We start from the raw sequence: 26,271 nt of genomic DNA on the forward strand, positions 1-26,271 counted from the left end.
AATCATATGTACGGAAGTATTCAACAACATTTACAAGAAGAATTACAAAATATCAAGGATGACGGTCTTTATAAAAAGGAACGCATCATAACTTCACCCCAAGGAGCGGTGATCAAAATTTCTACCGGTCAGGAGGTCATAAATTTTTGCGCCAATAATTATTTGGGGCTTTCTGCACATCCCGAAGTGGTAAAAGCAGCCAAGGATACCTTGGATAGCCATGGGTTTGGGATGTCCTCGGTACGTTTTATCTGTGGTACCCAGGATATACATAAGGAACTGGAACAAAAGATCGCAGATTTCTATGGTACAGAGGATACCATATTATATGCGGCCGCATTTGATGCCAATGGCGGGGTCTTTGAACCCCTACTGGGAGCAGAGGATGCTATAATCTCTGATTCGCTTAACCATGCTTCGATTATAGACGGGGTTCGTTTATGTAAGGCCAAGAGATACCGTTATGCCAACAATGATATGGCAGATCTAGAGGCCCAATTGAAACAGGCCAATGAGGACGATGCCCGTTTTAAGATCATTGTTACCGATGGGGTCTTCTCCATGGACGGCCTATTGGCTCCTTTGGACAAGATATGTGACCTTGCTGATAAGTATGACGCTATGGTTATGATAGATGAGTGTCATTCTGCCGGGTTCATTGGGGAAACGGGAAGAGGCACCCTAGAGGAGAAAGGGGTCATGAACAGAATTGACATTATCACAGGAACCTTAGGGAAGGCCTTAGGAGGCGCCATGGGAGGCTATACTACTGGTAAAAAGGAAATTATTGAAATTTTAAGGCAGCGATCCAGACCTTACTTATTCTCCAATTCCTTGGCCCCAACAATAGTAGGAGCCTCTATTAAGGTATTTGAGATGTTGGATAAGGACACCACATTAAGGGATAAGCTTCAGAAAAATACAGAGTATTTTAAGAAAGGAATGAAAGATGCTGGTTTTGATATTATTGACGGGGATTCGGCAATTGTTCCGGTAATGTTATATGATGCCAAACTCTCTCAACAAATGGCAGATATGCTTTTGGAGAAAGGCATCTATGTGATTGGTTTTTTCTTTCCCGTGGTCCCAAAAGGGAAAGCGAGAATACGTGTACAACTTTCCGCTGCCCATGAAATTGAACACTTGGATAAGGCAATCCAAGCATTTACTGAGGTTGGCAAGGCTTTGAACGTGATATAAAAGTGGAAATACCCTAAAACAAATGAGTTAAAAAAAATAGGAAATTGATTTTGTTAATAATTTTTAACAACTTACATTTGCAGCTAATAAACACTTAAACTTAAATTTTAATACATGAAACATCTTAGCAAATTATTAGTTGTGGCCCTACTTGCTGTAGGATTAAACAACTTACACGCGCAGGACGAAAACAACCCATGGCAGGTTAGTTTTGGTGTTAACGCGATTGACGTTTATCCAACTGGTGATGTAAGCTCATTTGGAAACGAATACTTTAATGTAAACGACCACTGGAACATTCTTCCATCTATTTCCTACGTTTCTGTATCCAAATATGTTGGTGACGGATTTTCTATTGGAGCTAGAGGTTCATTGAACAGAATTTCCAAATTAGGTGATGTAAGTGTAGATGATCTTTCTCACTATGCTGCTGACGGTACTATTAAATATGCCTTTTTGAAAAACACTAAGTTAGATCCTTTCGTTGAAATCGGAGGTGGTTATACTTGGGTTGATGAAATTGGTGCTGGTACTGTTAATGGAGGTGTTGGTGTTAACTACTGGTTTTCCGATAACATCGGTCTAACTGTACAGACTACCTACAAGCACGCTTTCGAAGATTACGGTGTAAAACATTTCCAACACTTAGCAGGTATCGCCATTAAATTTGGTGGAACTGATACTGACGGTGACGGAATCTATGATAAAGACGATGCTTGTCCTGAAGTAGCTGGTCTTGCAATATTCAACGGTTGTCCTGATACTGACGGTGACGGAATCGAAGATAGCAAAGATGAGTGTCCTAACGAAGCTGGTTCTAAAGAAATGAACGGTTGTCCTGATGCTGACGGTGACGGTGTTGCTGATAAAGATGACGCTTGTCCTAACGAAGCTGGTCTTCCTGCTTTAGCTGGTTGTCCTGATGCTGACGGTGACGGTGTTGCTGATAAAGATGATGCTTGTCCTAGCGAAGCTGGTCCTGCTGAAAACAAAGGTTGTCCTTGGCCTGATACTGACGGAGACGGAGTATTGGATAAAGATGATGCTTGTCCTGATGTAGCTGGAACTGTTGCTAACAAAGGTTGTCCTGAAGTAACTGCAGAAGTTCAGAAAAAATTGAACGACTATGCAAGAACGATCTTGTTCGACACTGGTAAATCTTCTATCAAAGCTGAATCTACTGCTGTAATGGTAGATATCATCTTGATCTTGAAAGAATATCCAACAGCTAAGTTTACTGTTGAAGGTCATACTGACAGCGTTGGAAGTAACTCATTGAACCAAAAACTATCTGAATCTAGAGCTAATTCAGTAAGAGACTTCTTAATCAAAGAAGGAATCGGAGCTGACAGGTTAACTGCTATCGGATATGGTGAAGATAAGCCAATCGCTACCAACAACACAAGAGCTGGTAGAACTCAAAACAGAAGAGTTGAAATTAACTTGATCAAGTAATCAAGATCAATTCTCAATCATAATTAAAAGCTCCGCAATTGCGGAGCTTTTTTTGTTAAATACCCTACCGAACACCCTCCCGGTCATAACCAAATAACTCTTTTATATCCCTATATTTATACTCCTATTTTAAGCGATGTATTTATGAAGAGTTTTCTTGAAGAAGTTATTGAAGAGGTCCACCTGAAATACGGCTCACTTGAGGAAATTATTTTTGTATTACCCAGTAAAAGAGCAGGAACCTTTTTGAGAAACAGTATTGGGAAAATGGCCACCAAAACTGCCTTTGCCCCAGAAATCTATAGTATTGAAACCTTTATCGAAAAGATAGCCAACCTGGGCTATGCCAATAATACCGAGCAGTTATTTCACCTTTACGAAAGCTACCTCAAAACCACCCGGGAAGAGCCTGAAAATTTTTATGCATTCTCTAAATGGGGCCAGACCCTATTACAGGATTTTAATGAAATAGATAGATACCTCGTTGATTCAAATGCTATTTTTTCCCATCTCTCGGCAATCAAAGAAATCAACCATTGGTCCCTGCAAGAGGGAAAGACCAAAATGATTACGGACTATTTACAGTTTTGGGACAATCTACCACAGCTATACGAAACTTTCAATACCTCCTTGTTGGAAAAAGGCCTTGGCCATCAAGGCTTGGTATACCGAAGAGCCACGGAACAATTAAAAACCTATTTGGGGACCAAGCCTGGTGCAATCCATGTTTTTATAGGTTTTAATGCCTTGAATACGGCAGAATCCAAAATAATACAGGAGATCTTGGAAACCACCCCCAGTGAAATACACTGGGATATTGATCCCTATTTTTTGGAGGACAATATTCATGATGCCGGCCATTTTATTCGCCAGCATTTTAAAACATGGAACTGCCTCCTCAGCAAGCCCAAGAAAGGGGTAAAGGAAAATTATCTTGAAAAGAAAGAAATCCAAATCGTGGGCCTGCCCAAAAACGTTACCCAGGCTAAATACGTAGGGCATCTTTTAGACACCATACAGGCATCAAATAAAGAATCACTAAAGAATACCGCTGTAGTTTTAGGGGACGAAACTTTGCTCAACCCAATCATGAATTCTGTGCCAGAAGCAATTGAAGGTGTCAACATCACCATGGGGTATCCATTGCATAATAGTCCCTTGGCAAGTTTCTTTACCCAGTTCTTTGAACTTTACTTAAATAAGGACCCGCAAGGCTGGTACTTTCAAGATCTGCTCAATTTTCTATCCCATCCATATACAAAAATATATTTGACACAGGAGGATGTTGATGGCTCTTATATATTGAGTGAGGCCATAAAATCTAAAAACTGGTCGTATGTAAGTCATGATAAGATCAATTCGGTCATACCTTCAGAAATTACGAACATCCACAATCTCTTTTTTAAAGAGAACGTTTCCGTATCAGCGTTTCTGGATATCTGCTCAAAAGTCATTCTAGGTTTAAAAGACCCCTTTAAAACAGGGGCACAAGACTTAGGAATGGAATATTTATACAGATTCCATGAATTGTTCAACCAACTGAACGAATTGGTAAGGCAATACCCTTATATATCCGATCTAAGATCACTTATAAGTCTGTATAGGGAATTACTGTCATCAGAAACCTTGGACTTTAGGGGAGAGCCTTTAAAGGGACTTCAGATTATGGGTATGCTGGAAAGTAGGAACCTCGATTTTGAGACTGTGATCTTAACATCAGTCAATGAGGGTATCCTCCCTTCTGGAAAAAGCAACAATTCCTTCTTGCCTTTTGATTTAAAAATTGCCTTTGGTCTGCCCACCTACAAGGAGAAGGACGCCGTTTACACCTATCACTTCTATCGATTATTGCAGCGCGCCAAGCACGTCTATATTTTATACAATACGGAGCCCGACGTGCTTGAAGGAGGAGAAAAAAGTAGATTGATAGCCCAGTTACTGACGGACAAGAACAGAAGCAAGGATATCACAGAACTGGTGGCCGCACCAGAGATAAAGACCTCGTTAAAAAAGATGTGTACCATCCCAAAGGATGAGACCTTAATGAAAAAAATTAAGGAGCTGGCAGAAAAGGGATTTTCGCCATCCTCCCTAACCAACTACATCCGCAACCCCATCGATTTTTACAAGCGAAGTATTTTAAAGATCGATGATGTTAATGAAGTGGAAGAAAACGTGGCTGCCAATACCTTTGGCACTATAGTTCACGACTCCTTGGAAGAACTCTATATTCCATATATTGGTCAGATCCTTACCAAGGAAGCCCTTGATTCTATGTTTCCATTGATCAAAGGCGTAGTAAAAAAACATTTTGTACTAAATTATGCCGATGGGGATATCAGCAGGGGCAAAAACTTAATAGCCTATAATGTAGTGCTCCAATACATTGAGAATTTCATAAAATCAGAACTTGAAGAAATTAAAGGCCATCAAATTAAAATTTTGGGCCTTGAAGAAGGTTGGAACACACAGTTGGCCATAAAAGGATTGAATTTTCCGGTAACGCTCAAGGGAAAATTGGACCGTATTGATGAAAAGGATGGTATTCTCAGGATTATAGATTATAAAACGGGAAAGGTAACGTCAAAAGATGTGGAAGTGTACGACTGGGATGAACTGATAACCAACTATGACTTTAGCAAGGCCTTTCAATTGCTTTGTTATGCCTTAATGTACAATAACAAACAACCCATTCAAAAATTGGAGGCAGGAATCATTTCATTTAAAAATCTGAGGGAAGGACTTCTACTTTTTGCCACTAAACCAAAAAAGGGCGACCGCAACAAGGATACCTTAATTACCCAAGAAACGATTGCCCTATTTGACACTGCCCTACAAACCCTGATTTTGGAAATTTGCAATCCGGGCATTCCCTTTGTAGAAAAGGAGGTTTAGTTCTATTTTAAATCTGGCCTTGTTGGCCTTACCTCAATTTTACTTGGTAAGGTCCTCGGATTCATTTTTAAAAGGTCCAAGACCAATTCCCCTATATCCTCTGGCTGAATTTTCCAAGCATCGGCCTCAGATGGTTCGTGGTCATTAAAATGGGATGCTACGGAACCTGGCATGATGGTTGACACTTTAATGTCGTATTTACGCAAATCCAACATTGCGGCTTGGGTAAAACCAACAACGCCAAATTTTGTAGCATTGTACCCTGCCCCATTGGCAAAGAAATTTGTTCCTGCCAAACTGGCCAACGTAATATAATATCCCTTAGACACCTTTAGGGCCTCTACGGATGCTTTTAAGGTGTGGAAGACTCCATTTAGATTGGTGTCCACCATTTGGTGCCAATCTTCCTCAGAGAGTTCATCTACGGACGCAAAATGCCCAACCCCTGCATTTGCCAACACCACATCCAATTGTCCCCATTTTTCCAGAATGGATTTTACAGCGGAAGCCTCATCACCGTGTTTGGTGACATCCGATGCTATGGCCAAAACATTCTCCGGTGTTCCCAAATCGTTGGCGGCTTTCTTTACTGTTTGCATATTGCGTCCACTAATGGCTACCCTCATTCCGGCTTTGAGCAATTGTTCTGCAACCCCAAAACCGATTCCTTTGGAACCCCCAGTGATATACGCTACTTTATTCTTTAAATTGATCATATCTGTTTCTTTTTTGTGAAATTATAATTATGGCCGATCAATTAAAAATGTTCGGCGTTATTGTTTTCTTAAATGAAATGCAAGCTAAAAAAAGAGCCCCGACCAATTAATCCCATTACAATGGAAAAAACTGGACGGGGCATATAAAATTTATTTTCTGGATGGATTACAAACTTCAGGACCTATTGAAAAATAACGATCCCTAGAGGAGGAATGTTTATTCTTACCGACTTTTCCTGTCCATTCCATGGGGTGTTTGATACTTTTATAGTTGTATTGAGCATGCCACTGCCCCCGTATTTTTCGTCATCACTGTTAAAGATTTCCTTGAATTTTCCAGATTTCGGAACTCCAATGTGATAATTCTCCCTAGGCACCGGGGTAAAATTACAGGCGATGAAAAGATCGTTCTTTTTGTCGTGTCCTTTTCTGGTATAGGTAAGTACAGAATGTTCATGATCCCCATAGTCTATCCACTGAAAGCCCTCGGGACTGAACTGCTTCTCATAAAGAGCCGGATAACTTTTATAGATATTATTCAAATCCTTTACCATCTGTTGTACTCCCAAATGAACATCGTATTGGAGTAGGTGCCAATCCAAGCTTGTTTCGAAATCCCATTCCGAAGATTGTCCAAACTCCGCCCCCATAAACAACAAATTAGTCCCTGGATGGGTATACATATAGCCCAATAACAACCTAAGATTAGCGAAACGCTGCCATTCATCCCCGGGCATTCTGTAAAGAAGGGATTGCTTCCCGTAAACTACCTCATCGTGTGAAAAAGGAAGCATAAAATTTTCTGTAAAGGCATAGGTCATACTAAAGGTAATATCATTCTGATGATGTTTCCTGTAGATGGGTTCGTTTTTAAAGTAGGTCAGCGTATCATGCATCCATCCCATCATCCATTTCATACCAAATCCTAGTCCACCCAAATTTATAGGCTTAGAAACGCCTGGAAAGGCCGTTGATTCTTCTGCAATGGTCTGAACTCCTTTAAAACTCTTGTACACTTCCTCATTAAGCTCTTTGATAAAGGCTATAGCATCCAAATTTTCATTCCCCCCATATATATTGGGCTCCCATTCTCCATCTTCCCTTGAATAATCCAAATAAAGCATAGAGGCCACAGCATCTACTCTTAATCCATCTACGTGATACTGATCTAGCCAATAAACGGCGTTACTGATCAAAAATGCCTTCACCTCATTTCTTCCGTAATTAAAGATAAGGCTCTTCCAATCTTGGTGGTAGCCCTTTTTTCTATCCGGGTGTTCGTATAAGTGGGACCCATCAAAAAATCCAAGACCATGGGCATCTTCTGGAAAATGGGAAGGTACCCAGTCCAAAATGACCCCAATATCGTTCTGGTGCATTTTATCCACCAATAATTTAAATTCTGCCGGACTCCCAAAACGGCTAGTTGGGGCAAAATATCCTGTAAGCTGGTATCCCCAAGAAGGGTCATACGGAAATTCCATGATGGGCATGAACTCTACATGCGTAAAACCCATTTCCTTTACATAGGCGACCAGTTCATCGGCCATCTCCGTATAGGTTAGAAATTCCTTCTCATTTTTCTTTTTCCACGATCCTAAATGTACCTCGTAAACGGCATACGGTCTGTCCAATCCATTCTTATCCTCCCTGTAGCCCATCCAGGCGGAATCTTTCCATTTATAGTCGTCCTCCCATACCACAGAAGCTGTCTTTGGTGGATGCTCGCAAGATCTTGCAAAGGGATCCGCCTTTTCGGTTTTCATGTCATAGTTATGGGAATGTATTTTATACTTATAGACTGCACCTTGGCCAACATTGGGAACGAATCCTTCCCAAATACCGCTGCCGTCCCAACGCACATTTAATTTATGGTCACCTTCTAGCCAATAATTGAAATCTCCAACTACAGAGACCGATTTGGCCGTGGGAGCCCAGACGGCAAAATAAGTGCCCTTTTCCCCGTTTACTTCAATTTGGTGCGACCCTAATTTATCATATAACCTATAGTGTTTACCTGCCTTGAACAAGTTTATATCGAATTCTGAAAATAAACTATGTGGTATGACTTTTCCCATGTATCCTTCTAATTTGACTCGTTAATTATGCTCATTATCCCTTGTAGGGGAATTACTGCCCATTGGGGCCTTGAATTCATTTCATATCCCAATTCGTATACCGCTTTCTCCAACATGCAGTATTTCAAAATAAAGATGCGTTCCTGGGAGTATCCAATATTCAAATTGTGTTCCCTTACCAACCCAACGTAAGTTCCCATAAATACCCCTATAAAATAGCGGTACAAAATTTCTCCTGCCTTGAATAACTCTTCCTGGCTATATGGAAATTCTTCCCCATGGCTAAATATAGTTGAATATATGGCATAATGAAAGGAACGGAAGATTCCGGCCACATCCTTTAGTGGCGGTTGTTTTACTTTTCGGTCCCTAATGGTACTCTCAGGTTCCCCTTCAAAATCCAACAAGTAAAAATCATCATCCTTCACCAAAATCTGTCCCAAGTGATAATCTCCATGGATTCGAATCCGTTCTCCCTTTAGCTTGGTCCAATCAAAATTGATAAACCGCTTTCGGATTTCATTTTTCCGTTCTAAGAATTCCTTTCCAAGGTCCAAGGAAAGCCCCTCTAACCGATGCATGTTGTTCTCTACAATATTTAGCCTGTTCTGGAATTGATAGAGTAATCTATTCTTTAGCCATACCTCGTAATCCCCATTAAAATGGGTTGGCGTAAATGCAGTATCCCCATGCTCCGATCCTAGGGCAATGTGCATTTCTGCCGTACGCTTGGCCAATATTTGTAATTTCAGGAACACATTGAGTCCGGCCCAATCAATAATCTGATGAGGCACATCGTTAATCCCAAGACTTGCGAAAATGGGCACTTCTGGCAACATGTCAATATTTATATGCTTATACTCCAGATTGCCAAAGACCTTTTTCACCTCCTTCAACATATACTCCCAAGCATCTCCCTGGTTTGGAACCAGTTCCTGCATTAGGGCCACGGTGATGTTAAAGTCGTCCTCCACCACATTGATGCTCCCCTGATAGGCAGGTGTATTTTTAAATCCTTTAATCTCCGATAGGAAACAGCTCATTTCATAATCCGGATTCTTATCAGAATAGATACGCCTAAAGAATTTGATGACCGATCTATCATTGATAATAATGGAGGTGTTGCTCTGTTCCAGACCCATAAATCGGGAAGAAACGTACTCGGTATCGTGGAAATTAACGCTCTTATGGTACCTTACCTTGGTAGTGTCATTGGGAACAGAGTTCACTATCCGTTCAAAAACAAGTTTTCTGAATGCCTCTAAATTAAGGGCATCTACGATAAAGCCTTCCTGGTTCTTTATGGATAATGGCAAAATCCGTTCCTTCTCATCAAAACTTCCATCAGAGATAAAGGCAATGGGCAAAAAATAATGCTGAAAAAAAGCTTCTTCAAAATTCACTTCCAACAACAACCCATAATAGACCTCTTCGTTTTGTTGTATCCTAAAATATTTCTGAAGTTCAATATATTTCAACTTGCTGGACTTGCCTCCGTACCAACGTTGTTTTACAATATAGTTCTCCAGCACATCGGACAAAAAGGCCTTAGTGAATTTGGCATCCTCCATTAAGGATTCCCATGGAGTATCAAAGGTATAAGGGGGTTGTGCTATCGTATCTTTTTTTGCTTTTCCCATTATTTACTTATTTATATGAAACACGTGAAATGGCAACGTTGGATTTAATTCAACATAGTTCCATTCCGAATTCCAATTATAACTATTTCCTGTTATTGCATCCCTCATAGAAAATTGATGTCCATCGTTCACCCCCAAAGATGACAGCGGAAGCTGAACAAACCCTTGTTGGGTATGATGTGAATCTAGACTGATAACTGTTAAAGTCTCGTCCGAATTATCATCACTCCATTTGTAAAAAGCGATCAAATTATTGTTCTCTATATGACAAAATTGAATATTATTTGTCTGCTGTAAGGATGCATGCTTCTTACGGGCCTCGTTTATTTTGGTGATCAGGTAGGTGATTTTGTTTTCTATGGTCCAATCCCAATGCCTAATCTCGTATTTTTCGCAGTGGATATACTCTTCCTTCCCTGGCATGGCATCTGAAACCATGTATTCAAAGACAGGACCATAAATTCCCAAATTTCCACATAATGTACCCGCTAGAACGTACCTGATGAGATGCATTGTCTCATTTGCGCCCTGTAGATGATAAGGATTGATGTCTGGAGTATTTGGCCAGAAATTAGCACGGTAATATTCCTTCATATCCGACTGCGTCAGCTCAGTTAAATATTCCATAAGCTCACCTTTGTCCACTCTCCAGGTAAAATAACTATATGATTGTGAAAAGCCCTGTTTGGCCAATTGCTGCATTACCTTAGGCCGTGAAAATGCCTCGGCAAGGAACAGTACGTCTGGGTGTTTCTTTTTAACCTCATCAATTAACCATGCCCAGAAGTAATAGGGTTTTGTATGCGGGTTGTCTACCCTAAAAATGTTTACCCCACAATTGACCCAATGTAAGGCAACACTGAGCAACTCTTCCCATAATTCCTTGTACGCCTTGGTTTCAAAATAAAAATTGACAATATCCTGATATTTTTTAGGTGGATTTTCGGCATACTGCATGGTGCCATCCGGCCTTTTTCTAAACCATTCAGGGTGGTCCGTGATATAGGGATGGTCCGGTGCCGCCTGAAAGGCTAGATCCATAGCTATTTCAATACCATGGTTGTTCGCTTGTTGTATTAAATTCTTGAAATCGTCCTCTGTTCCCAATTCTGGATGAATAGACTTATGGCCTCCCAAATGGGAGCCTATGGCCCATGGCACACCAGAATCCCCTTCTTTGGCATTGGTAGCATTGTTCTTGCCTTTTCTGTTCTTTTCACCTATGGGATGTATTGGAGGAAAATAAAGCGTATCAAACCCCATACCTGCTATTCTTGGAAGTAAGCGTTCACAATCTTTAAAAGTTCCATGCTTTCCTGGTTCTGAAGCTGCCGATCGGGGGAAAAATTCGTACCAGGTACTAAAATTGGCTTTTTTACGATCTACATACACCTGTAGGATTTTGCTGGTATTGGCAAACAAGCGCTGTGGATGTTCTATAAACATTCTACACAGTTTTTTGGAAGTAGCCGTTTTCACAGCGCTGTCATATGAATGTTCATCCCCAAACTCTCTCATCCAAGTGAGCACCTGCTCCTTCTCACTTTCGGGTACCACTTCAGAAATATACTCTAGGTACTGTATGCCATCCAACAACTCGCTTTTTACATATTGCCCATCTTTTATCTTGGCCTCAATTCCATGCTGCCAGTTCAAGGAATAATCTACCCATCCTCTAACACTGTATTCGTAAAATCCTTGTTTTTCTACTTTAAATGAGCCGGTATACACGTCGTTTCCCACGTGCCTCATATGAATGGTTGAGGCACTTTTATCCTTTTCGTGCTTACATAGAATTTCCACCTGAATAATATCGTGACCATCGGGGAGAACATCTGCTGTAACCTTGACCGTTTCTCCAACGACCCTTTTGATAAAAAAACTGCCGCATTGCAATTGTGGTGCTACATTTTCTATTATTACACGATGTTGTCTTAACATAATTTAATTCGGTTTAGTTGTGCTATAAGATATTTCCAGTACTCAATATACATTATTTAATGACATTATTTTCTATGGTATGGCGCTAAAACTAATTGACAACAAAAAGTAATTTAATGCCTTCCTTTTTCTCTTTTGGTCTTAGGCCCTTCATTAAGATGCCCCTAAAATAATGGTATGGATCATCTGATCACCTGAGCTTCCAACAATTAAATTGGCATATCATCAATATTAAATCCTTGTGACCCTAAAAAAATGAAACGTATTGTCGTTCATTTGGAAAAATCCAAAACGAATCCTCACAAAACCAACACTCGTTTCCGGGATATCCCAGAAATTAAGTCGCGCTTTTGCATCATAGTAAAATAAATCATTACTATTTTGACAAGCATGTCCTCATCAAAACTTTTAGGAGAGAAGTAAAAATAAAAGTTCCGATAGTCGTAAATATAGGATAATTTTTAAAAATTTAAGAACTATACAAAAGATTCCGTAACCTAGTGGCACCTTCGGATCAAATTGAAACAACACCCTTTCTATGCTGGCGTCTGACAGACTAGCGATCATTAAATTCTCGTCAGCTTCCTTTTCAAAGGATCATTTATGTCAATAATTTGTAAAAGTTATCAACCGAAATCGATTTCTTTTCGGATGTTATTGTTTTTGACACAAAAAACAACACAATTGACAGTTTTTTATGAAGATTTATGTATATTTTTAAATCGAGAAGTAAAAATAACAATTAGATACGATCAAAAGTTATTGAGTTGTTAAATAAGGTTATGATTTTAAGATAGTTCACTGAGGTACTGCCTGGGTGGACTATTTTTTTTGTCTCCAATACTAGATTTAAAACCTATGTATTGAATTGTAATCTCCTATCGCCCAGGAAATATTCCTAACTGCCTTGGTTGGAACCCAAATATTCATAAATATCATATTGGGAACGAATTTTATCCTTTACTGCAGGTATCTCTAAATAATCATTATTGGATTCCCTATCCAAGATTCTTGCCTTGGTGTTATCTGAAAGTTGTATTTCCAGTATATCTTTAAGTTCGCGAAAAATATCTTCGTCTAAAATAGGCGTAACCACCTCAATACGCTTATCAAGATTTCTGGTCATCCAATCCGCACTACCCATAAAGAGTTCTTCCTCCCCATTATTGTGGAAGAGAAACACCCGGGCATGTTCCAGGAAGCGGTCAACTACACTGATAATCTCGATATTCTCACTCTGACCTTTGACATTTGGGACCAGGCAACAAAACCCTCGAACCAATAATTTAATACGGACTCCTGCATTACTTGCCCTATACAGCCAATCTATCATTGTTTGATCTTCCAAACTGTTCATCTTGGCTACGATAAATGCTGGTTTATCATTCTGGGCATGTTGGATCTCTCGCTGGATCATTTCCTCAAAACGGGAACGCAGGTTATAAGGAGAAATCAATAAGGTTTTAAATTTAGGGAGAAGCACTTCCCGTTTCAAAATTCTGAACACTTGCTCCAGGTCTTTTGTGATTTTTGGATTTACAGTAAAGAGGGCATGGTCACAATAAAATTTTGCCGTCATCGCATTGAAATTTCCTGTCCCGATATAGGCGTAACCCCTTACTCCATCGTCTTCCCTACGCCTCATATACAGGATTTTGGAATGCACCTTTATATTTGGAAAACTATAATACACATGTGCTCCCTTTTCTTCAAATATCTTCCCCCATGTTATGTTGTTTTCCTCATCGAACCTGGCCTTGGCCTCAACAAATATGGTGACCTCTTTCCCATTCTCCAGGGCTTCCAACAAGGCAGAGGTTAAACGCGACTCCTTCGCTATCCGGTACAACGAAATATGAATGGAAATTATATGCTGGTCTTTAGCCGCTTCTGCAATCCAATCTTCCAAATAGCTAAAATCCTGATACGGGAAGTGTAGCAAGCGATCCTTCTTTTTTACGAGCTCGAAGATACTTCCAGATGCCTCAAATGCCTTGTGCTTCAGGGGAGGAAACGGCTCAAAGTTTAAGCTGGGATTCTCATTTGGATTGGGGAATGAGAAAAAATCACTAAAATTATGTCGCTTCCCCCCTTCCATCAAATCTATTTTTCCAAGACCCAACAGCACTTTTATCTTGTTATATATTTCTTCTGGCATGCCTTTTTCATAAAGTAACCTGGTAGGCTGGCCGACCTGCCTTTTTGCCAAGGAATCATATATTTGCTGCACCCACTCCCCTTCATAGTCATCATCTAAATACAGTTCTGCATCTTTGGATAATTTTATGTTCCAGAGTGTTTCGATCTTGGAATTTGGAAATATTCTGTCAGTATTTAGTTTTAGAATGTCTTCCAGAAAGGTATACTTAAAACAATTACCCTCAGTGGTTAGCTCTTTAAATCGGCCTACGCTATCGGTGGGGACTTTCACAAATCTAATCCCATTCAAATTTTGATCGTAACCCACCATATAAAGTTGCCCCTCTTCAAAGGTCTCCGTTGTTATCCCATCACTGTTAAAGGTTTTTAGATGATCTAAAATGTGGCTCTCAAAATAATCTTTGAGCTCAGCTTTCTGTTCCTTGGTATAATTGGAAACCTGCAATATATGTATGTTGCTTTTTGCCAGTTCTGGTAGGATCTCGTCGTTAAAGATTTTACCGAAAAGCTCTTGTTGCCGGTCTATTTCCTCAAAAAGGATTTTTAAAGTCTTATTTGGGCGCAATCCCAAAGGTTTTCTGACCTTCTTCTTGACTTTCTTAAGTTGGCGAAGTTTTGAAATTCTGACCTTAAAGAACTCATCCATATTGGATGAAAAAATAGCCAGAAATTTCAATCGTTCCAATATGGGGTTTATATGATCCGCAGCCTCTTGCAGTACGCGTTCATTAAAACGGAGCCAATCCAATTCCCTATCCTTATATATAAATTTCTCTTGCTGATCTATTCCTTCCATAACCCCAAAATTATGAATTCTAAATAATCCATATTGGAAAATTATTAACTCTAACCACCAAGCCTTAACATGCGATCAATGTCCAAATTTTACTTGGGTGGGCGTGCTCGGATGCAAAAATAAGAACAAGGAAATAGGCCAATGCAATTATATAATTCCTCTTTTCACCAATGAAATTCTTTTAGTATCAAATCGATCAATAATTGAATTTTTAAGGTTAATCAAAAAACGATGTTATAGGTAATTTCACCATATACAATAATTTAAAACAACACTATTATGGATACAAGAAGTAAAGAACTGGTTGATCAGTTAGAAGAGATTTTAGAAAAAAACAGGGATGCCGAAAAGGGATATGCCAAAGCGGCCGAGAATGCAAAAAGTCATGGCTTACAGAACTATTTTAGGAGAAAGTCCGACGAGCGTAGGGATTTCAACAATCAATTGAGAAGAATGTTGGTTGCCAACTACGATGAGATTGACGAAAATGGAAGTTTTACCGGAAGCATACACCGTGCATGGATGGATGTTAAATCGTTCTTTTCAGGAAATGAAGATGAAGCTATGCTAGAAGAAGCTATTCGCGGAGATAAGGCTGCGGTTAAGGAATACGAGGAAGTTTTGGAAGACAATGTGTTGCCCGTTGCGATAGATACCTTGATTCGCGACCAAAAGGCAAGAATACAATCAGATTTGAATACGATCAAGTCTTTGGAAGATTTGGAATAGTAGTTAGTTGGCTTGTTTTAGAAGGGGCGATTCAATACGTTTGAATCGCCCCTTCTTTTTAGAGGCAGACTTTCAAGCCATAATGGGACTGGTCCAATAAGGAATAAACAGTGCCCAAATACACTGTCTTAAATATTTCTAGGGCGCTATATTATGAGAACGAACTAAAAAATTAATCGGTAGACATATGGGCAACACTTATTAAAGTCACCATCCTGTTTTTTGTAAACCCTAATAAGGCAGTGCCTTTATGTTGGAGGTACTTTTTAGATTAATTACCATTCGATTTATCATCTTCCTCTTCTTTGTTAATTTGTTCAAATGCCTCTTCAATTTCCTTTTTGCTAGGTCTTGGCAATTGCTGTTCCGAAGCCAGCTCAGGTTCCAAACTTAGTTTTGTATAAAACGGAAAGTGATCGGAGCCTGTCTTTTCACCTCTTTGTACATCCACAACCCTAAAATCAGCCGATGAAAAAACATGGTCTAGCGGCCAACGCATCAGCCAGCTCTTGGCATTATAGGTGCTAAAAAAACCTCTACCCTTTCGCAAGTCAAGCAGACCACTGAATTTTGAAAACAAACTTGTTGTTTCTGACCATGCCACATCATTAAAATCCCCCATCACAATCACCGGATATTCAGAGTTAAGGCTCAATTTTGCTGTTTTCATCATTTCAGCATCTCGGTCCACAGAAGAAGGATTGTGTTGGGGAGTCGGTGGGGCTGGATGTATGGCATACAATTGGATCTTTTTGCCCGAGGGAAGTTTTATCTTGGTATGGATAGATGGGATCGTATCTTCAATGAGATACTTAATGCTTTCTTCCTCGAAACTGTATTTTGAAAGTAAAAGCATGCCGTAGGTGTTTTCCAAAGGCACCTCAATTTTATGCGGATACTTATGACCCAATCCTTTATTCAGTGAATTTACCCACTTCATGTTCGTTTCCGTGAAAAGCACTACATCCGCATCGAATCTCTCAGTATCCTGGACCACCAAATCTACATTATCATTGTCCTGTAGTACATTAGCCGTATAAATGCTAACAAAATCTTCCGCTTCACTTGAAGCATCGTTCACCTCATAATTGGCGAAGGCAGTATATGGGAAAATTTTCATTCCTTGAAAAAGAAAGCAAGCGGAAAGTGCAATGACAAATAAATAATCTTTAAAATCACGAATGTCAAACCTATAAAAGTAGGTCAACAGAGCGAGCATTGTTAATAAAGTAAGCTGCAAATGAGGGAAGTCGAAAACCCTTACTGTCCAATGATCAACAGCTACAAAGGGAAATATGGTAAGTATGATTGCCACCACTCCAAAGATTTGAAGAAATAGCTTTAAAGAAAAACTGGACATTAACCTTGATAATTTCATCTCTAGTTATATTTTGTAAAATTAAGTAGGTTAAGTTAGGCTCTTTGCTTGCCTGCCAAAAGATGGAGCGATTATTTGGGATTATCGTCTTCCTCTTGAATAGCTAAAGGATGATCCTTATCCCCGAGCCCAACAATCTTTATGATATTCGCTACCGTATTATAAAGCATCAGCACAACAACGATTAGGGCAGAGCTCAGCACACTGGAAATAGCCAATGAAATATAATAAATGGTGCTGAACCAATTACCAGGCACAGAGTCGGATTCTGTTATGGGTAAATTAAGCAATAGAAACGCCATTACTGAAGCTATAAATACAGTGGTGTCAACTTTAGCTATCAGCAAAACATGCTTGTAGTGCTCCTTCTTCAATTTCGATGAGGAACTGGAGCTCAGGCTCAACAAGGTCAATAGAAGCGCCAAAATAGTTGCAGATGCCAAAGCAATGGTATTACAAAGGGTATTTAAACCGTCGATGGAGTTTTTAATCAAAACTTTAGCCTCGTACCCGCTGAGGTGTCCCAAAAGAAAAGTACCGGTAGTAATAACCATAAGTGATATTGCGCCCCCTAGAAGTGCCCTTTTAGTGTAAATGCTAATTTTCATTTTACAAATTTTTAAATCTGTTATAGTCTATGAATACTTAATTCTAAATTCTTTCAGCGTTTTTCTCCTATTGCACCAGTCAGTTATAAAGCTGTGCGGTCCCTGTCACAGTAGGTATGTTTACATAGCTTTGATACATTTCTTAAAGTACAAATCAGAGGGCCATCAATTCCAACGCACCATCCCATGTTTTTATCCCTAAATCAACGGAGTTAGGCCAGGCGAATTAAACATCACTCTTCAAGGGCCTTAAATTTATAATCTTCCTCTGTGCAATCGAAACACTTGGCCAACATCCCAGTAAGTTCAAGTTCATCTGTTCCTTTTAAAACAATATCTTTTTTAGGCCTTCGCTGAAGTATCCCGTAGAACTTCTCCGCAGTCACTACTAAATTTTCCCTTCTAGCCCTTATTTTCTCCCTTATTTCGGGTCCTTTAATACTATCTATCTCCTTTGTCCAGATTTTAAAAGAACTTTCAATTTTGGAATCAGTCATTAGCTCCTTTAATTTAATGGCCTCTTGTTTAAATTGTTCAAGGGATCCAGATCTCAAGAAATACTCGTCAAATTCAGAAACGAGCCCTGGCAGAAAACCAATTTCCTTTTCGAAGGTCTGTACCTTTGGATGTGAAATATCATTGGCGACCAAGGAAGGTATTACGCCTCCAAGATTAAAAAAAGCATTGTCGCGATCTGTGGGTACCGGAATGGCGGTAAACTTGCCGTCCTTTTCCTGCACTGCCCACCCCCATTGTTTTGCGTGTCTGTCCCAATCCCCGATAAGCAGATCGAAAAGTCGGGCCCGTATCATGGCGTTTATATCAATCGACACAGCTTCCCCTTTTTCCAACTTCAGTTTAAGAAGGCTTTCATTGTCCATGATTTCCTTTATGTCTTTAAGAGCCGTCCAATTGACCTTGCCTTCACTTTCGAATTCCAGAAAATAAAGCCGGTTCCCGTACTTTTCATTGAGCTTGCCCAAGGTCTTTTGTTTGGGGATGAACATTAATTTTGGATTTGTGTGCAATATTTCCGCTGCCTCCGATAGTTTAGCGACTACCAATGCCGCATAGGGATGTTGTGCGGACACCCCATCAACAACGATGTTTTCCAGCCCAAGCTCTTTGGCCATCTCAGGTACTAGTTTTACAGGATCCTTACTTAAGCTCCGAAGGGTATAACGAATGCCCCTTTTATCTTCCAATTCAAGGGAATGGGTTTGTTTTCCGCCCCCCTCTTCGATGACTTTTAGTCCACCTTTCAAGGTATCAAGAAATGCAATAGGAACGGTAACTGGCGTGGCCCAAGCCTCACGAAATTGCTCCCCTTGCATTATTTTCTTGAGGGGACTGGCCTTATAAAGTATGTTGGCAGCCACGGTGACCGAATCAAAATCCCCGAACTTAATTTTATCGAGATCGTCAATATCAAGTACCTCACTGGTCCGGAAGCTTTCCTTAGTTTCAGACACCGATAAATAAACCAATGCTATAAACACTAGAAGTAAGGTTGAGCCGATGATTATAAATTTACGCATAGTTGTTTGTTTCTTATTAGTTATAGGTTTCATTATCAAACATCCATTAATGGATTCCACCAATCGATTTATACATCTTGAACATCAGTGTTTACTTCCAAATCAATTACGGAACACAAGGTATCAAGGAATCAATATTTACAGTAAACCTGACTAAATTGCTGCGATAAGGGAAGACTTCTTTCAAATGCAACCTTCAGCGCAATTAAAATATGGTTATGTAACAGGATCCTTTCGAAAAACATCGATCAGATTGAAAATCAAAATGCAAAATATCACCCATATCAATCCGGCAATAAAACCCCCAGCGATATCCGAAGGGAAATGAACCCCTAGATAAATCCGGCTGATCCCTATGCTTAGAATGAACAGGACAAGAAAAACATATAAAGACCATTTTAAAATAGTGTTCATCTTGATCCTATATACCAGATAGATTAAAAAACCGTAAAAAGCCATTGCACTCATAGCATGACCACTGGGATAGCTCAATGTCTTTACAACCACAAGATGTTCAATACCAGGTCTTGCCCTATCGATAAATCTTTTTAACATGACGTTGGACAATGTCGCCAAAAGTAGCACTAGGGCAATCTGGGCGATATATTTCCACTTCTTGATGACCAAAGCCGTTAACAGTATGCTAATTCCCAATACAATTAAGTATCCATGCAAATCCCCAACCTCCGTTACAAACTTAAAATATGCGGTTAGCGCTGGATTGCGATGGGCAATGATGTATTGTGTTATTCTATGATCATAGTCGGCCAATGTATCTGTTTGAAGAGTTGCGGTTAGCTCTATAAACAGGTTTATTCCACCAATGACGACAATTAATGCAAAGGCAACCATAAGCACATATGGCATTTTCTGTTGGTAGGAGCCGAAAGATTCTAATAAGAAATTTCTTATTCGCCTTATGAAACCTCCAAGCATGTCCCTCATATTCATATCAATAATTTTAATTCAGTTATTTTTTCTCTTTTTTTCCATCCCCGGTTAAGGTGCTTACTATCCCGCTCTTTATGCCAAGCCATAAATAGTTGAAAAACGATTTGTCAATATTGCGTTCCGCTTTGATTTCGCCAAAGCGAAAGCCATCATCGTTGTTCTTTTCCCCATTGTTAACGAATAAGTTTCCAATGGCCGTCAAGATCTTATCAACCCTTTTGCCATCTTTTCGAAGCAGGTCAAATCTAAAATTCTCGTAACGCATTTTCATATCTCCGCTAGAGGTATGGGAATCTCCTGATATGGTAAAATACATTTCATCCACATTTCCCTCCGCCTCCACGTTGAGATTTGGCCTAAGAAAAGAATTTAGTTCTGCCGCCTGTAAGGAAGAAACTCTTCCCTTTACTAAAAACTCATCATATTCATTGGTCACATCGAACATATAATCAAGACTGATGGGAGCGTTTCCCACTAACAAGCCCTTTACTTTTAACTGGGTAGAATCACCTTTGGCAGCCTTTGTATCGAGGCCAAGAATTGAAGCATTAATATGATCAATAAATAACCGGCCAGGGATACCATGATCATTTATTTGCTCCTCATAACCTACGTGGGCCTCTGTAAATTCTATTTTGGGAACTTTTATATCAATGGGCAAATTTTTTATCAACTTGCTGTACATTTTCTTGTCGACGGTGTCATCAGCAAGCCTTTTGTCCCTAAACACTTCTAGCTTGGGGCTAGTAAATACAATTTCATCCGAGAGAAGGTAAAATTTATTCAAACTGAAGCCAAAACCTAAACCTCCTATATCTAACTTGGGAATTTCGAGCGTTACATGGTCTCGTTCACGCTCCAGATGTTTTGATGAGTCTTCTTTTTTGTACTTTGACTTAAGCTGAATATCATTAATTGCTACATTATTATTTTGAACGTTGATGCTCTTAATTTTCAATGTTTCAAAGGAGTCCAAATCAACGAAAGAATCATTTGCAGAAAAGGTGTAGGCCTCATGCTCAAACGGAATCTTCCTTTTAATGATATTCGGATCCGTCTTAAATTCGTTCAACGTAAAATTAATCTGGTGTGATTCCAGCAGCAAACTGTCCACCGCACCTTTAAGGATATAGAAACTACCATTCTCTATTTCAATTTGATCAATCATAATCGTTTTCAACAACTTCACTACCCCCAATGTATCGTTCTCTGATCTTTTGGACTTATTATCAGAAAAGTATTTAACCATGGGACGGCGTATGATTAAACTATTTATATCGAAGGTCTTATCAAATAAGAAATGCCAATGGTTCAATCCTTCAATTTCCAAATAATCTGCCTTTACCCTTGTATGAACTAATGTATCCCGCCTATTGGCTACGGTAATGTTTAATTCTTCTATCAGTACAGAGCCGGTAAGAATATTCGCGGAGATTTTTTCATAATCCAACTGAATATGCTGGGGGATTTTATTTCTTAAAAACTCCTCAACCTCCTTTTTTGCCGTTAACTGTAGAATAATTATAACAATAGTGCCTATGCCCAAAAACCCTATTAAAGATTTGAGTACTATACTTCTTGACATAGTAGCGCATTTATAATATCCATGTACCCTTTATTAATAGAGAGAGTCAATATTACAGAATAAAAAGTCTTTAGGGATGCGCTATAACTTAAGAAATTAGCTCATTCCAAACCTTCTTACTCAAGGATACGTCCTACGATTGATATCCTACTGTGCCAAGTAAAAATCACCACCCTTATTTTTCCGGTTAATAATTTAACTAAACCCGTTAACTATACGCCTATACTGCAGCTATCTTGTTGTCCCCTTACAGTGCTGGATCTTTTACGGGCTCGTTATTTTAACCTTGTTTAGCTATGATTACATTAGAATCCACTTCTTCGATTTCTCCAAACATTGTTTCAACCATTGGGGATACTCCATTGGTTCGTTTGGATAATCTATTCGAATCAACCTCCATTAATCTTTTCGGTAAGCTTGAAGCTGCAAACCCTTCGGGCAGCTTAAAAGACCGTACCGCAACATATATTATCAAACAGGCCATGGAGTCAGGAAAAATAAAGAAAGGGGATACTGTTATCGAATCAAGTTCGGGCAATATGGCGTTGGGACTTGCCCAGGCCTGTATATTCTATGGGTTGCACTTGGTGGTCGTTGTAGATCCAAAATTGAATAGCCATACCGAAAAGTTATTAATAACATATGGAGCCACAATTGAGTATGTACGAAAGCCCAAATTGGAAGGAGGATTTCTAGCAGCCCGCCTAGAAAGAGTTAAGCAGCTTTTGCAGGAAATCCCAAACAGTTTCTGGACTAATCAGTACGCCAACCCAAACAACCCCATGGCCCATTATAAAACTATGGAAGAGATCATGAGCGCTTTGGAAGCAAAAGTGGACTATTTATTCGTGGCCACAAGTACATGTGGCACTATTATGGGGTGTGCCGACTACATCCTCAACAATGGATTGTCTACTAAAGTGGTGGCCGTAGATGCTGAGGGCAGTGTATTGTTCGGGGGCAGGCAAAAAAAGCGACTTATTCCCGGTCATGGTGCAGGTGTCCCCTCAAATTTCCTGAATGTGGATAAAATCTGGGACCATGTTGCCGTGACAGATATAGACTGTATAAAAGGTTGTTGGCTATTATTAAAGAAAGAAGGTATTCTCTGTGGTGGATCTACAGGAGGCGTTGTAAGTGCGATTGAAGAATACATGAAAAAGATACCCCAAAACAGTAATTGTGTTTTCTTGCTCAGCGATCGTGGAGAACGATACCTGGATACAATTTATGATAAAAAATGGCTCTTAAAGGAATTGCCCGAATGTAAAGTGGCTTTTGAACCTATTAACGGCTGGTAACCTATATGGAAGAAAGAACCAAACATAAAGATGAGGCCTACAGAGTGGCTATTGTAGGTTTAGGACCTAAAGGGCTGTATGGCCTAGAGCGTCTTTTGGCGCAAATGGAGGACATGAAGTTGGATTGTCCTGTCCATATCCATGTATACAATCAAAACGAATTTTTTGGCGCGGGCGATATATACCGCAATGATCAGCCCTCCCACCTTATCATGAATTATTCCAATAGAAATATCGATATGTGGACCAAGGAGTTGCCCAACTGTATCTTAGAGGACACCCCTGACTTTACCACTTGGCTATCCTCAAAAACGGGTATCCCTGCGGCCCACAATAAAAACGGATTCTCATCAAGAGCAACAGTCGGAAACTATTTAATGGACGGTTTTATCCGTTTGTGTCAAAACCTGTCTCAGAACATAGAAGTATTCCCACATATTTCCGTGGTTACAGATATTGAAAACCGGCAGGATGGCTATGTTATAAGGACGAAGGAAAAAGGGGACGGTGACCAGAAACACTTTAAAAAAATACTTATGACCACCGGCCATTCTTGGAACGGGGCCAGGTTCAATACTGCTCATGGGACAGAACCGTATATTGAGTTTATCTACCCGACAAATAAGAATTTAGGTTCCATTCCCAAAGATGTGACGGTGGCTTTCAAGGGAATGGGGCTGACTTTCATTGATGCGGTTTTGGCTTTGACGGAAGGTTACGGTGGAACGTTCAGAAAGAAATCGGATGGAAGCTACCATTATGTCCCGTCAGGTAACGAACCAAAAAAATTGATTCCTTTTTCAAGAACCGGTATTCCAATGATACCTAGAAATGGAGAAGCCGATGATGGGATACCCCCATATTACCTGACCGAGGAAGTAGTAAAGAACTTAAAAATCCTCTCTCCCATTTGTTTTGAAAATCACATTCTACCCTTGATAAAAAAAGAATTCTGTTTCAATTATTACAAGGTGCTATTTAAAAGCAATAACAAGGAATTACTCTATAATGCCGATTTCACTGTAATTGAAAAACAAATTGATGATTACCATGAAACCTATCCAAAGGAAAAAAGGTTCAATTGGGAAATGCTTGAATGGCCTTTCAAGGCAGATGACCTTGTTTCTCATAAAGAAATAATCGAATACGTTGCTATGTGCATTCAACAGGTAGAAAAGGGCCCGCTTATGAGTCCAATATTGGCGGCAGCGGGTACTTGGCGAAAAATAAGCGCTGTATTCAATGAAGTGTATAGTTTCGGAGGACTTGACGCCGCTTCCCATCAATTGTTCGATAGCTACTATTTTGGTTTTTTTAATCGAATTGCCTATGGCCCCCCCCTAGAGAATATGAAAAAAATTCATGCCTTGGCCAAATGTGGGATCTTGGATTTTGATTTTGCAAGGAATCCCGAGGTAACTTTGGTAAAGGAAACCAACTCCTTTTTAATCACGTCGAGTGAAGTACAGAAATCCGCTCACGTAGATTATCTGGTCGATGCCAGGATTCCAAAAGGGTCTACATCGGGAAAGATCGGCACACTTTTTTCTAACCTTCTCAAAAGAGGCATCCTTCGTTTTTTCTGTAATGAGGACGACGTTAAATACACTCCTGGTTGTATAGATATTGATCATAAGGGAAGACCATTGGATTGTAACGGCACTGTGAATAAAGACATTACGTTTTACGGCACACCTACGGAAGGCATCACCTTCGATAACGACACACTGTCTAGAAAACGCAACAATTTTGCCTCACAATGGGCATTCGACGTGGCGATGGACATCAAGCACAATCATGAAAATATAATTAAAGATCAAAGGGAACATGGAATATTACAAAGGTAATCCAGAAGGCGGATTAAGCCCGATAACATCCAAATGGATGCATCAATTATTTGAGGATCAGGAAATCCTTAAAGCACTTGTTGAAAAATATGGGTCGCCTATAAATATTCATCACCTGCCCACATTTGCCCAAACTATAGCATCGTTCCAAGATGTATTTCAGTCGTACGGAATAAAGCACCAAATTTTCTATGCCAGAAAGGCAAATAAGTGCAAATCATTGGTAAAACAGGCATTTGCATCGGGAATAGGTGTGGATACTGCAAGTTATAATGAGCTAAAGCAATCCATAGCCCTTGGCGGCAATGGAGGGAATGTGGTCCTAACCGCTGCCATAAAGACTAAGGATCAAATAGAGTTGGCCGTGCGAAATGGAGTTGCCATAATTTTGGATAATGTGGATGAGTGCATGCTAACCGACTCCATTGCGAAGGAGTTGGGAGTAATTGCAAAAGTTGGAATTCGTATCAGTGGATTTCAAGTGGATGGTAAAAAGTTGTACAGTAGGTTCGGTTTTGATGTAGAGAAGGCAGGGGATTTTATCCAAACCCAGATCGGTGCAGAAAATACATATAGTAACCTATTGGTAACAGGGTTACATTTTCACCTTGATGGTTATTCTACCTTCCAAAGAGCCAGTGGGTTGTCGGCCTCAATTGCTCTTGCCAAAAACATGAAAGACCAAGGCTATCCGATTAGGTTTATTGATATAGGCGGAGGCATTCTAATGAACTATTTGGAAAGTGAAAAACAGTGGCAAGAATTCGACCTAAATTTGAGGACTGCGGTCAAAAACAATCATTCCAATTTAACCTTCAACGGTAATGGATTAGGATACCAATTAATTGATGGGGAACTGATGGGTGAACTGAAGACCTACCCCTATTACAATAAAGTAAGCGGAGAAAAATTTCTGCGTGAAATCCTTGATTATTCCGATTCGGAAACAAGAAAATCCAATGCTCAGCGGCTTATCGAAGAAGAATTGGAGCTGCGGATAGAGCCGGGCAGGTCGCTGCTTAATCAAACAGGAATAACTGTAGCTAAAGTTGCTCACAGAAAGAAAGACTCCAAAGGACAATGGCTTATAGGACTTGAAATGAATATGAGCCAGATGATGAGCTCTAGTACCGACTTTTTATTGGATCCTTTTGTGATGTATGCCAAACAAACCGAACCGCAGGAAATGATAGATGCATTTTTCACAGGGGCATATTGCCTAGAAAGGGACATCTTGCTCAAACGCATGATAAAACTGCCTAAGCTACCGGAAATAGGTGATTTGGTTGCCTTTGTGAATACCGCAGGTTATATGATGCACTTTTTCGAGACCGAGGCGCATCTATTTGAACTTTCAACCAACCTCAGTTTTTCCGATACTCCGAATTGGCCAACCGTACTCGACTTCCTACCAGACGAATTCATAGAAAAAGCAAGCGTAAAATTTATATAA

Annotated in this window: 17 protein-coding genes; 7 read left to right on the forward strand and 10 right to left on the reverse strand. The window is 39.8% G+C overall.

What is annotated here, in order from left to right:
• Positions 1 to 6: 6 nt before the first annotated feature.
• The 3 genes from kbl to ABXZ32_RS04430 all read left to right on the forward strand — a co-directional run bounded on the left by kbl (position 7) and on the right by ABXZ32_RS04430 (position 5,550).
• Entirely contained in the window at positions 7 to 1,200 is a 1,194-nt protein-coding gene (kbl, locus tag ABXZ32_RS04420; protein WP_354617461.1) for a glycine C-acetyltransferase, read from the forward strand.
• Positions 1,201 to 1,314: 114 nt separating this feature from the next.
• Positions 1,315 to 2,655: an OmpA family protein gene (locus tag ABXZ32_RS04425; protein ID WP_354617462.1), complete on the forward strand. Its 1,341-nt coding sequence runs from the start codon at positions 1,315 to 1,317 to the stop codon at positions 2,653 to 2,655.
• A gap of 144 nt (positions 2,656 to 2,799) precedes the next feature.
• On the forward strand, positions 2,800 to 5,550 hold the full coding sequence (locus tag ABXZ32_RS04430; RefSeq protein WP_354617463.1) for a PD-(D/E)XK nuclease family protein: 2,751 nt from the start codon (positions 2,800 to 2,802) through the stop codon (positions 5,548 to 5,550).
• A gap of 2 nt (positions 5,551 to 5,552) precedes the next feature.
• Here ABXZ32_RS04430 and ABXZ32_RS04435 read toward each other — a convergent pair whose 3' ends face one another.
• From ABXZ32_RS04435 to ppk1, 5 genes are all read right to left on the reverse strand, one after another.
• On the reverse strand, positions 5,553 to 6,266 hold the full coding sequence (locus ABXZ32_RS04435) for an SDR family oxidoreductase (protein ID WP_354617464.1): 714 nt from the start codon (positions 6,264 to 6,266) through the stop codon (positions 5,553 to 5,555).
• Between the two features lie 182 nt (positions 6,267 to 6,448).
• Entirely contained in the window at positions 6,449 to 8,344 is a 1,896-nt protein-coding gene (gene glgB / locus ABXZ32_RS04440) for a 1,4-alpha-glucan branching protein GlgB (protein WP_354617465.1), read from the reverse strand.
• Positions 8,345 to 8,352: 8 nt separating this feature from the next.
• A complete protein-coding gene (locus ABXZ32_RS04445; protein WP_354617466.1) occupies positions 8,353 to 9,984 on the reverse strand; it encodes a trehalose synthase in 1,632 nt (543 codons plus the stop codon).
• A gap of 3 nt (positions 9,985 to 9,987) precedes the next feature.
• A complete protein-coding gene (locus ABXZ32_RS04450) occupies positions 9,988 to 11,925 on the reverse strand; it encodes an alpha-1,4-glucan--maltose-1-phosphate maltosyltransferase (RefSeq protein ID WP_354617467.1) in 1,938 nt (645 codons plus the stop codon).
• 898 nt (positions 11,926 to 12,823) lie between these two features.
• Positions 12,824 to 14,881, reverse strand: coding sequence for a polyphosphate kinase 1 (gene ppk1, locus ABXZ32_RS04455; RefSeq protein WP_354617468.1), 2,058 nt, complete (start codon positions 14,879 to 14,881; stop codon positions 12,824 to 12,826).
• A 279-nt stretch (positions 14,882 to 15,160) separates the two neighbouring features.
• On the opposite strand from ppk1, the gene ABXZ32_RS04460 reads away from it, so the two are divergent.
• A complete protein-coding gene (locus ABXZ32_RS04460; RefSeq protein ID WP_354617469.1) occupies positions 15,161 to 15,610 on the forward strand; it encodes a ferritin-like domain-containing protein in 450 nt (149 codons plus the stop codon).
• A gap of 271 nt (positions 15,611 to 15,881) precedes the next feature.
• Here the strand turns inward: ABXZ32_RS04460 and ABXZ32_RS04465 are convergent, their stop codons facing one another.
• The 5 genes from ABXZ32_RS04465 to ABXZ32_RS04485 all read right to left on the reverse strand — a co-directional run bounded on the left by ABXZ32_RS04465 (position 15,882) and on the right by ABXZ32_RS04485 (position 21,670).
• Positions 15,882 to 16,988: an endonuclease/exonuclease/phosphatase family protein gene (locus ABXZ32_RS04465; RefSeq protein ID WP_354617470.1), complete on the reverse strand. Its 1,107-nt coding sequence runs from the start codon at positions 16,986 to 16,988 to the stop codon at positions 15,882 to 15,884.
• A 71-nt stretch (positions 16,989 to 17,059) separates the two neighbouring features.
• On the reverse strand, positions 17,060 to 17,596 hold the full coding sequence (locus ABXZ32_RS04470; RefSeq protein ID WP_354617471.1) for a hypothetical protein: 537 nt from the start codon (positions 17,594 to 17,596) through the stop codon (positions 17,060 to 17,062).
• A 233-nt stretch (positions 17,597 to 17,829) separates the two neighbouring features.
• Entirely contained in the window at positions 17,830 to 19,134 is a 1,305-nt protein-coding gene (locus ABXZ32_RS04475) for a hypothetical protein (protein WP_354617472.1), read from the reverse strand.
• A 216-nt stretch (positions 19,135 to 19,350) separates the two neighbouring features.
• Positions 19,351 to 20,085, reverse strand: coding sequence for a phosphatase PAP2 family protein (locus ABXZ32_RS04480; RefSeq protein ID WP_354617473.1), 735 nt, complete (start codon positions 20,083 to 20,085; stop codon positions 19,351 to 19,353).
• 19 nt (positions 20,086 to 20,104) lie between these two features.
• Entirely contained in the window at positions 20,105 to 21,670 is a 1,566-nt protein-coding gene (locus tag ABXZ32_RS04485; RefSeq protein WP_354617474.1) for a hypothetical protein, read from the reverse strand.
• A 296-nt stretch (positions 21,671 to 21,966) separates the two neighbouring features.
• On the opposite strand from ABXZ32_RS04485, the gene sbnA reads away from it, so the two are divergent.
• From sbnA to ABXZ32_RS04500, 3 genes are read left to right on the forward strand one after another with little or no spacing between them, the layout of a single operon-like run.
• Positions 21,967 to 22,971 carry a 2,3-diaminopropionate biosynthesis protein SbnA gene (gene sbnA, locus ABXZ32_RS04490; RefSeq protein WP_354617475.1) on the forward strand — a complete coding sequence of 335 codons (1,005 nt, stop codon included), beginning with the start codon at positions 21,967 to 21,969 and terminating at the stop codon, positions 22,969 to 22,971.
• A 5-nt stretch (positions 22,972 to 22,976) separates the two neighbouring features.
• Entirely contained in the window at positions 22,977 to 24,818 is a 1,842-nt protein-coding gene (locus ABXZ32_RS04495; protein WP_354617476.1) for an FAD/NAD(P)-binding protein, read from the forward strand.
• Positions 24,799 to 26,271, forward strand: a complete 1,473-nt coding sequence (locus ABXZ32_RS04500; RefSeq protein ID WP_354617477.1) for a type III PLP-dependent enzyme domain-containing protein — start codon at positions 24,799 to 24,801, stop codon at positions 26,269 to 26,271. The genes ABXZ32_RS04495 and ABXZ32_RS04500 overlap by 20 nt, the downstream gene beginning before the upstream one ends.

Origin of the sequence: Sediminicola luteus (assembly GCF_040566555.1) — a bacterium.
Classification (GTDB): Bacteria; Bacteroidota; Bacteroidia; order Flavobacteriales; family Flavobacteriaceae; genus Sediminicola.

Excerpts from the sequence above, each read along its gene's own strand:
- ABXZ32_RS04485 (WP_354617474.1), bottom strand. The coding sequence starts at position 21,670 with ATGTCAAGAAGTATAGTACTCAAATCTTTAATAGGGTTTTTGGGCATA.
- ABXZ32_RS04445 (WP_354617466.1), bottom strand. The coding sequence starts at position 9,984 with ATGGGAAAAGCAAAAAAAGATACGATAGCACAACCCCCTTATACCTTT.
- ABXZ32_RS04495 (WP_354617476.1), top strand. The coding sequence starts at position 22,977 with ATGGAAGAAAGAACCAAACATAAAGATGAGGCCTACAGAGTGGCTATT.
- kbl (WP_354617461.1), top strand. The coding sequence starts at position 7 with ATGTACGGAAGTATTCAACAACATTTACAAGAAGAATTACAAAATATC.
- ABXZ32_RS04500 (WP_354617477.1), top strand. The coding sequence starts at position 24,799 with ATGGAATATTACAAAGGTAATCCAGAAGGCGGATTAAGCCCGATAACA.
- ppk1 (WP_354617468.1), bottom strand. The coding sequence starts at position 14,881 with ATGGAAGGAATAGATCAGCAAGAGAAATTTATATATAAGGATAGGGAA.
- ABXZ32_RS04430 (WP_354617463.1), top strand. The coding sequence starts at position 2,800 with ATGAAGAGTTTTCTTGAAGAAGTTATTGAAGAGGTCCACCTGAAATAC.
- ABXZ32_RS04425 (WP_354617462.1), top strand. The coding sequence starts at position 1,315 with ATGAAACATCTTAGCAAATTATTAGTTGTGGCCCTACTTGCTGTAGGA.
- ABXZ32_RS04475 (WP_354617472.1), bottom strand. The coding sequence starts at position 19,134 with ATGCGTAAATTTATAATCATCGGCTCAACCTTACTTCTAGTGTTTATA.
- ABXZ32_RS04435 (WP_354617464.1), bottom strand. The coding sequence starts at position 6,266 with ATGATCAATTTAAAGAATAAAGTAGCGTATATCACTGGGGGTTCCAAA.
- ABXZ32_RS04470 (WP_354617471.1), bottom strand. The coding sequence starts at position 17,596 with ATGAAAATTAGCATTTACACTAAAAGGGCACTTCTAGGGGGCGCAATA.
- ABXZ32_RS04450 (WP_354617467.1), bottom strand. The coding sequence starts at position 11,925 with ATGTTAAGACAACATCGTGTAATAATAGAAAATGTAGCACCACAATTG.
- glgB (WP_354617465.1), bottom strand. The coding sequence starts at position 8,344 with ATGGGAAAAGTCATACCACATAGTTTATTTTCAGAATTCGATATAAAC.
- ABXZ32_RS04460 (WP_354617469.1), top strand. The coding sequence starts at position 15,161 with ATGGATACAAGAAGTAAAGAACTGGTTGATCAGTTAGAAGAGATTTTA.
- ABXZ32_RS04480 (WP_354617473.1), bottom strand. The coding sequence starts at position 20,085 with ATGAATATGAGGGACATGCTTGGAGGTTTCATAAGGCGAATAAGAAAT.
- ABXZ32_RS04465 (WP_354617470.1), bottom strand. The coding sequence starts at position 16,988 with ATGAAATTATCAAGGTTAATGTCCAGTTTTTCTTTAAAGCTATTTCTT.
- sbnA (WP_354617475.1), top strand. The coding sequence starts at position 21,967 with ATGATTACATTAGAATCCACTTCTTCGATTTCTCCAAACATTGTTTCA.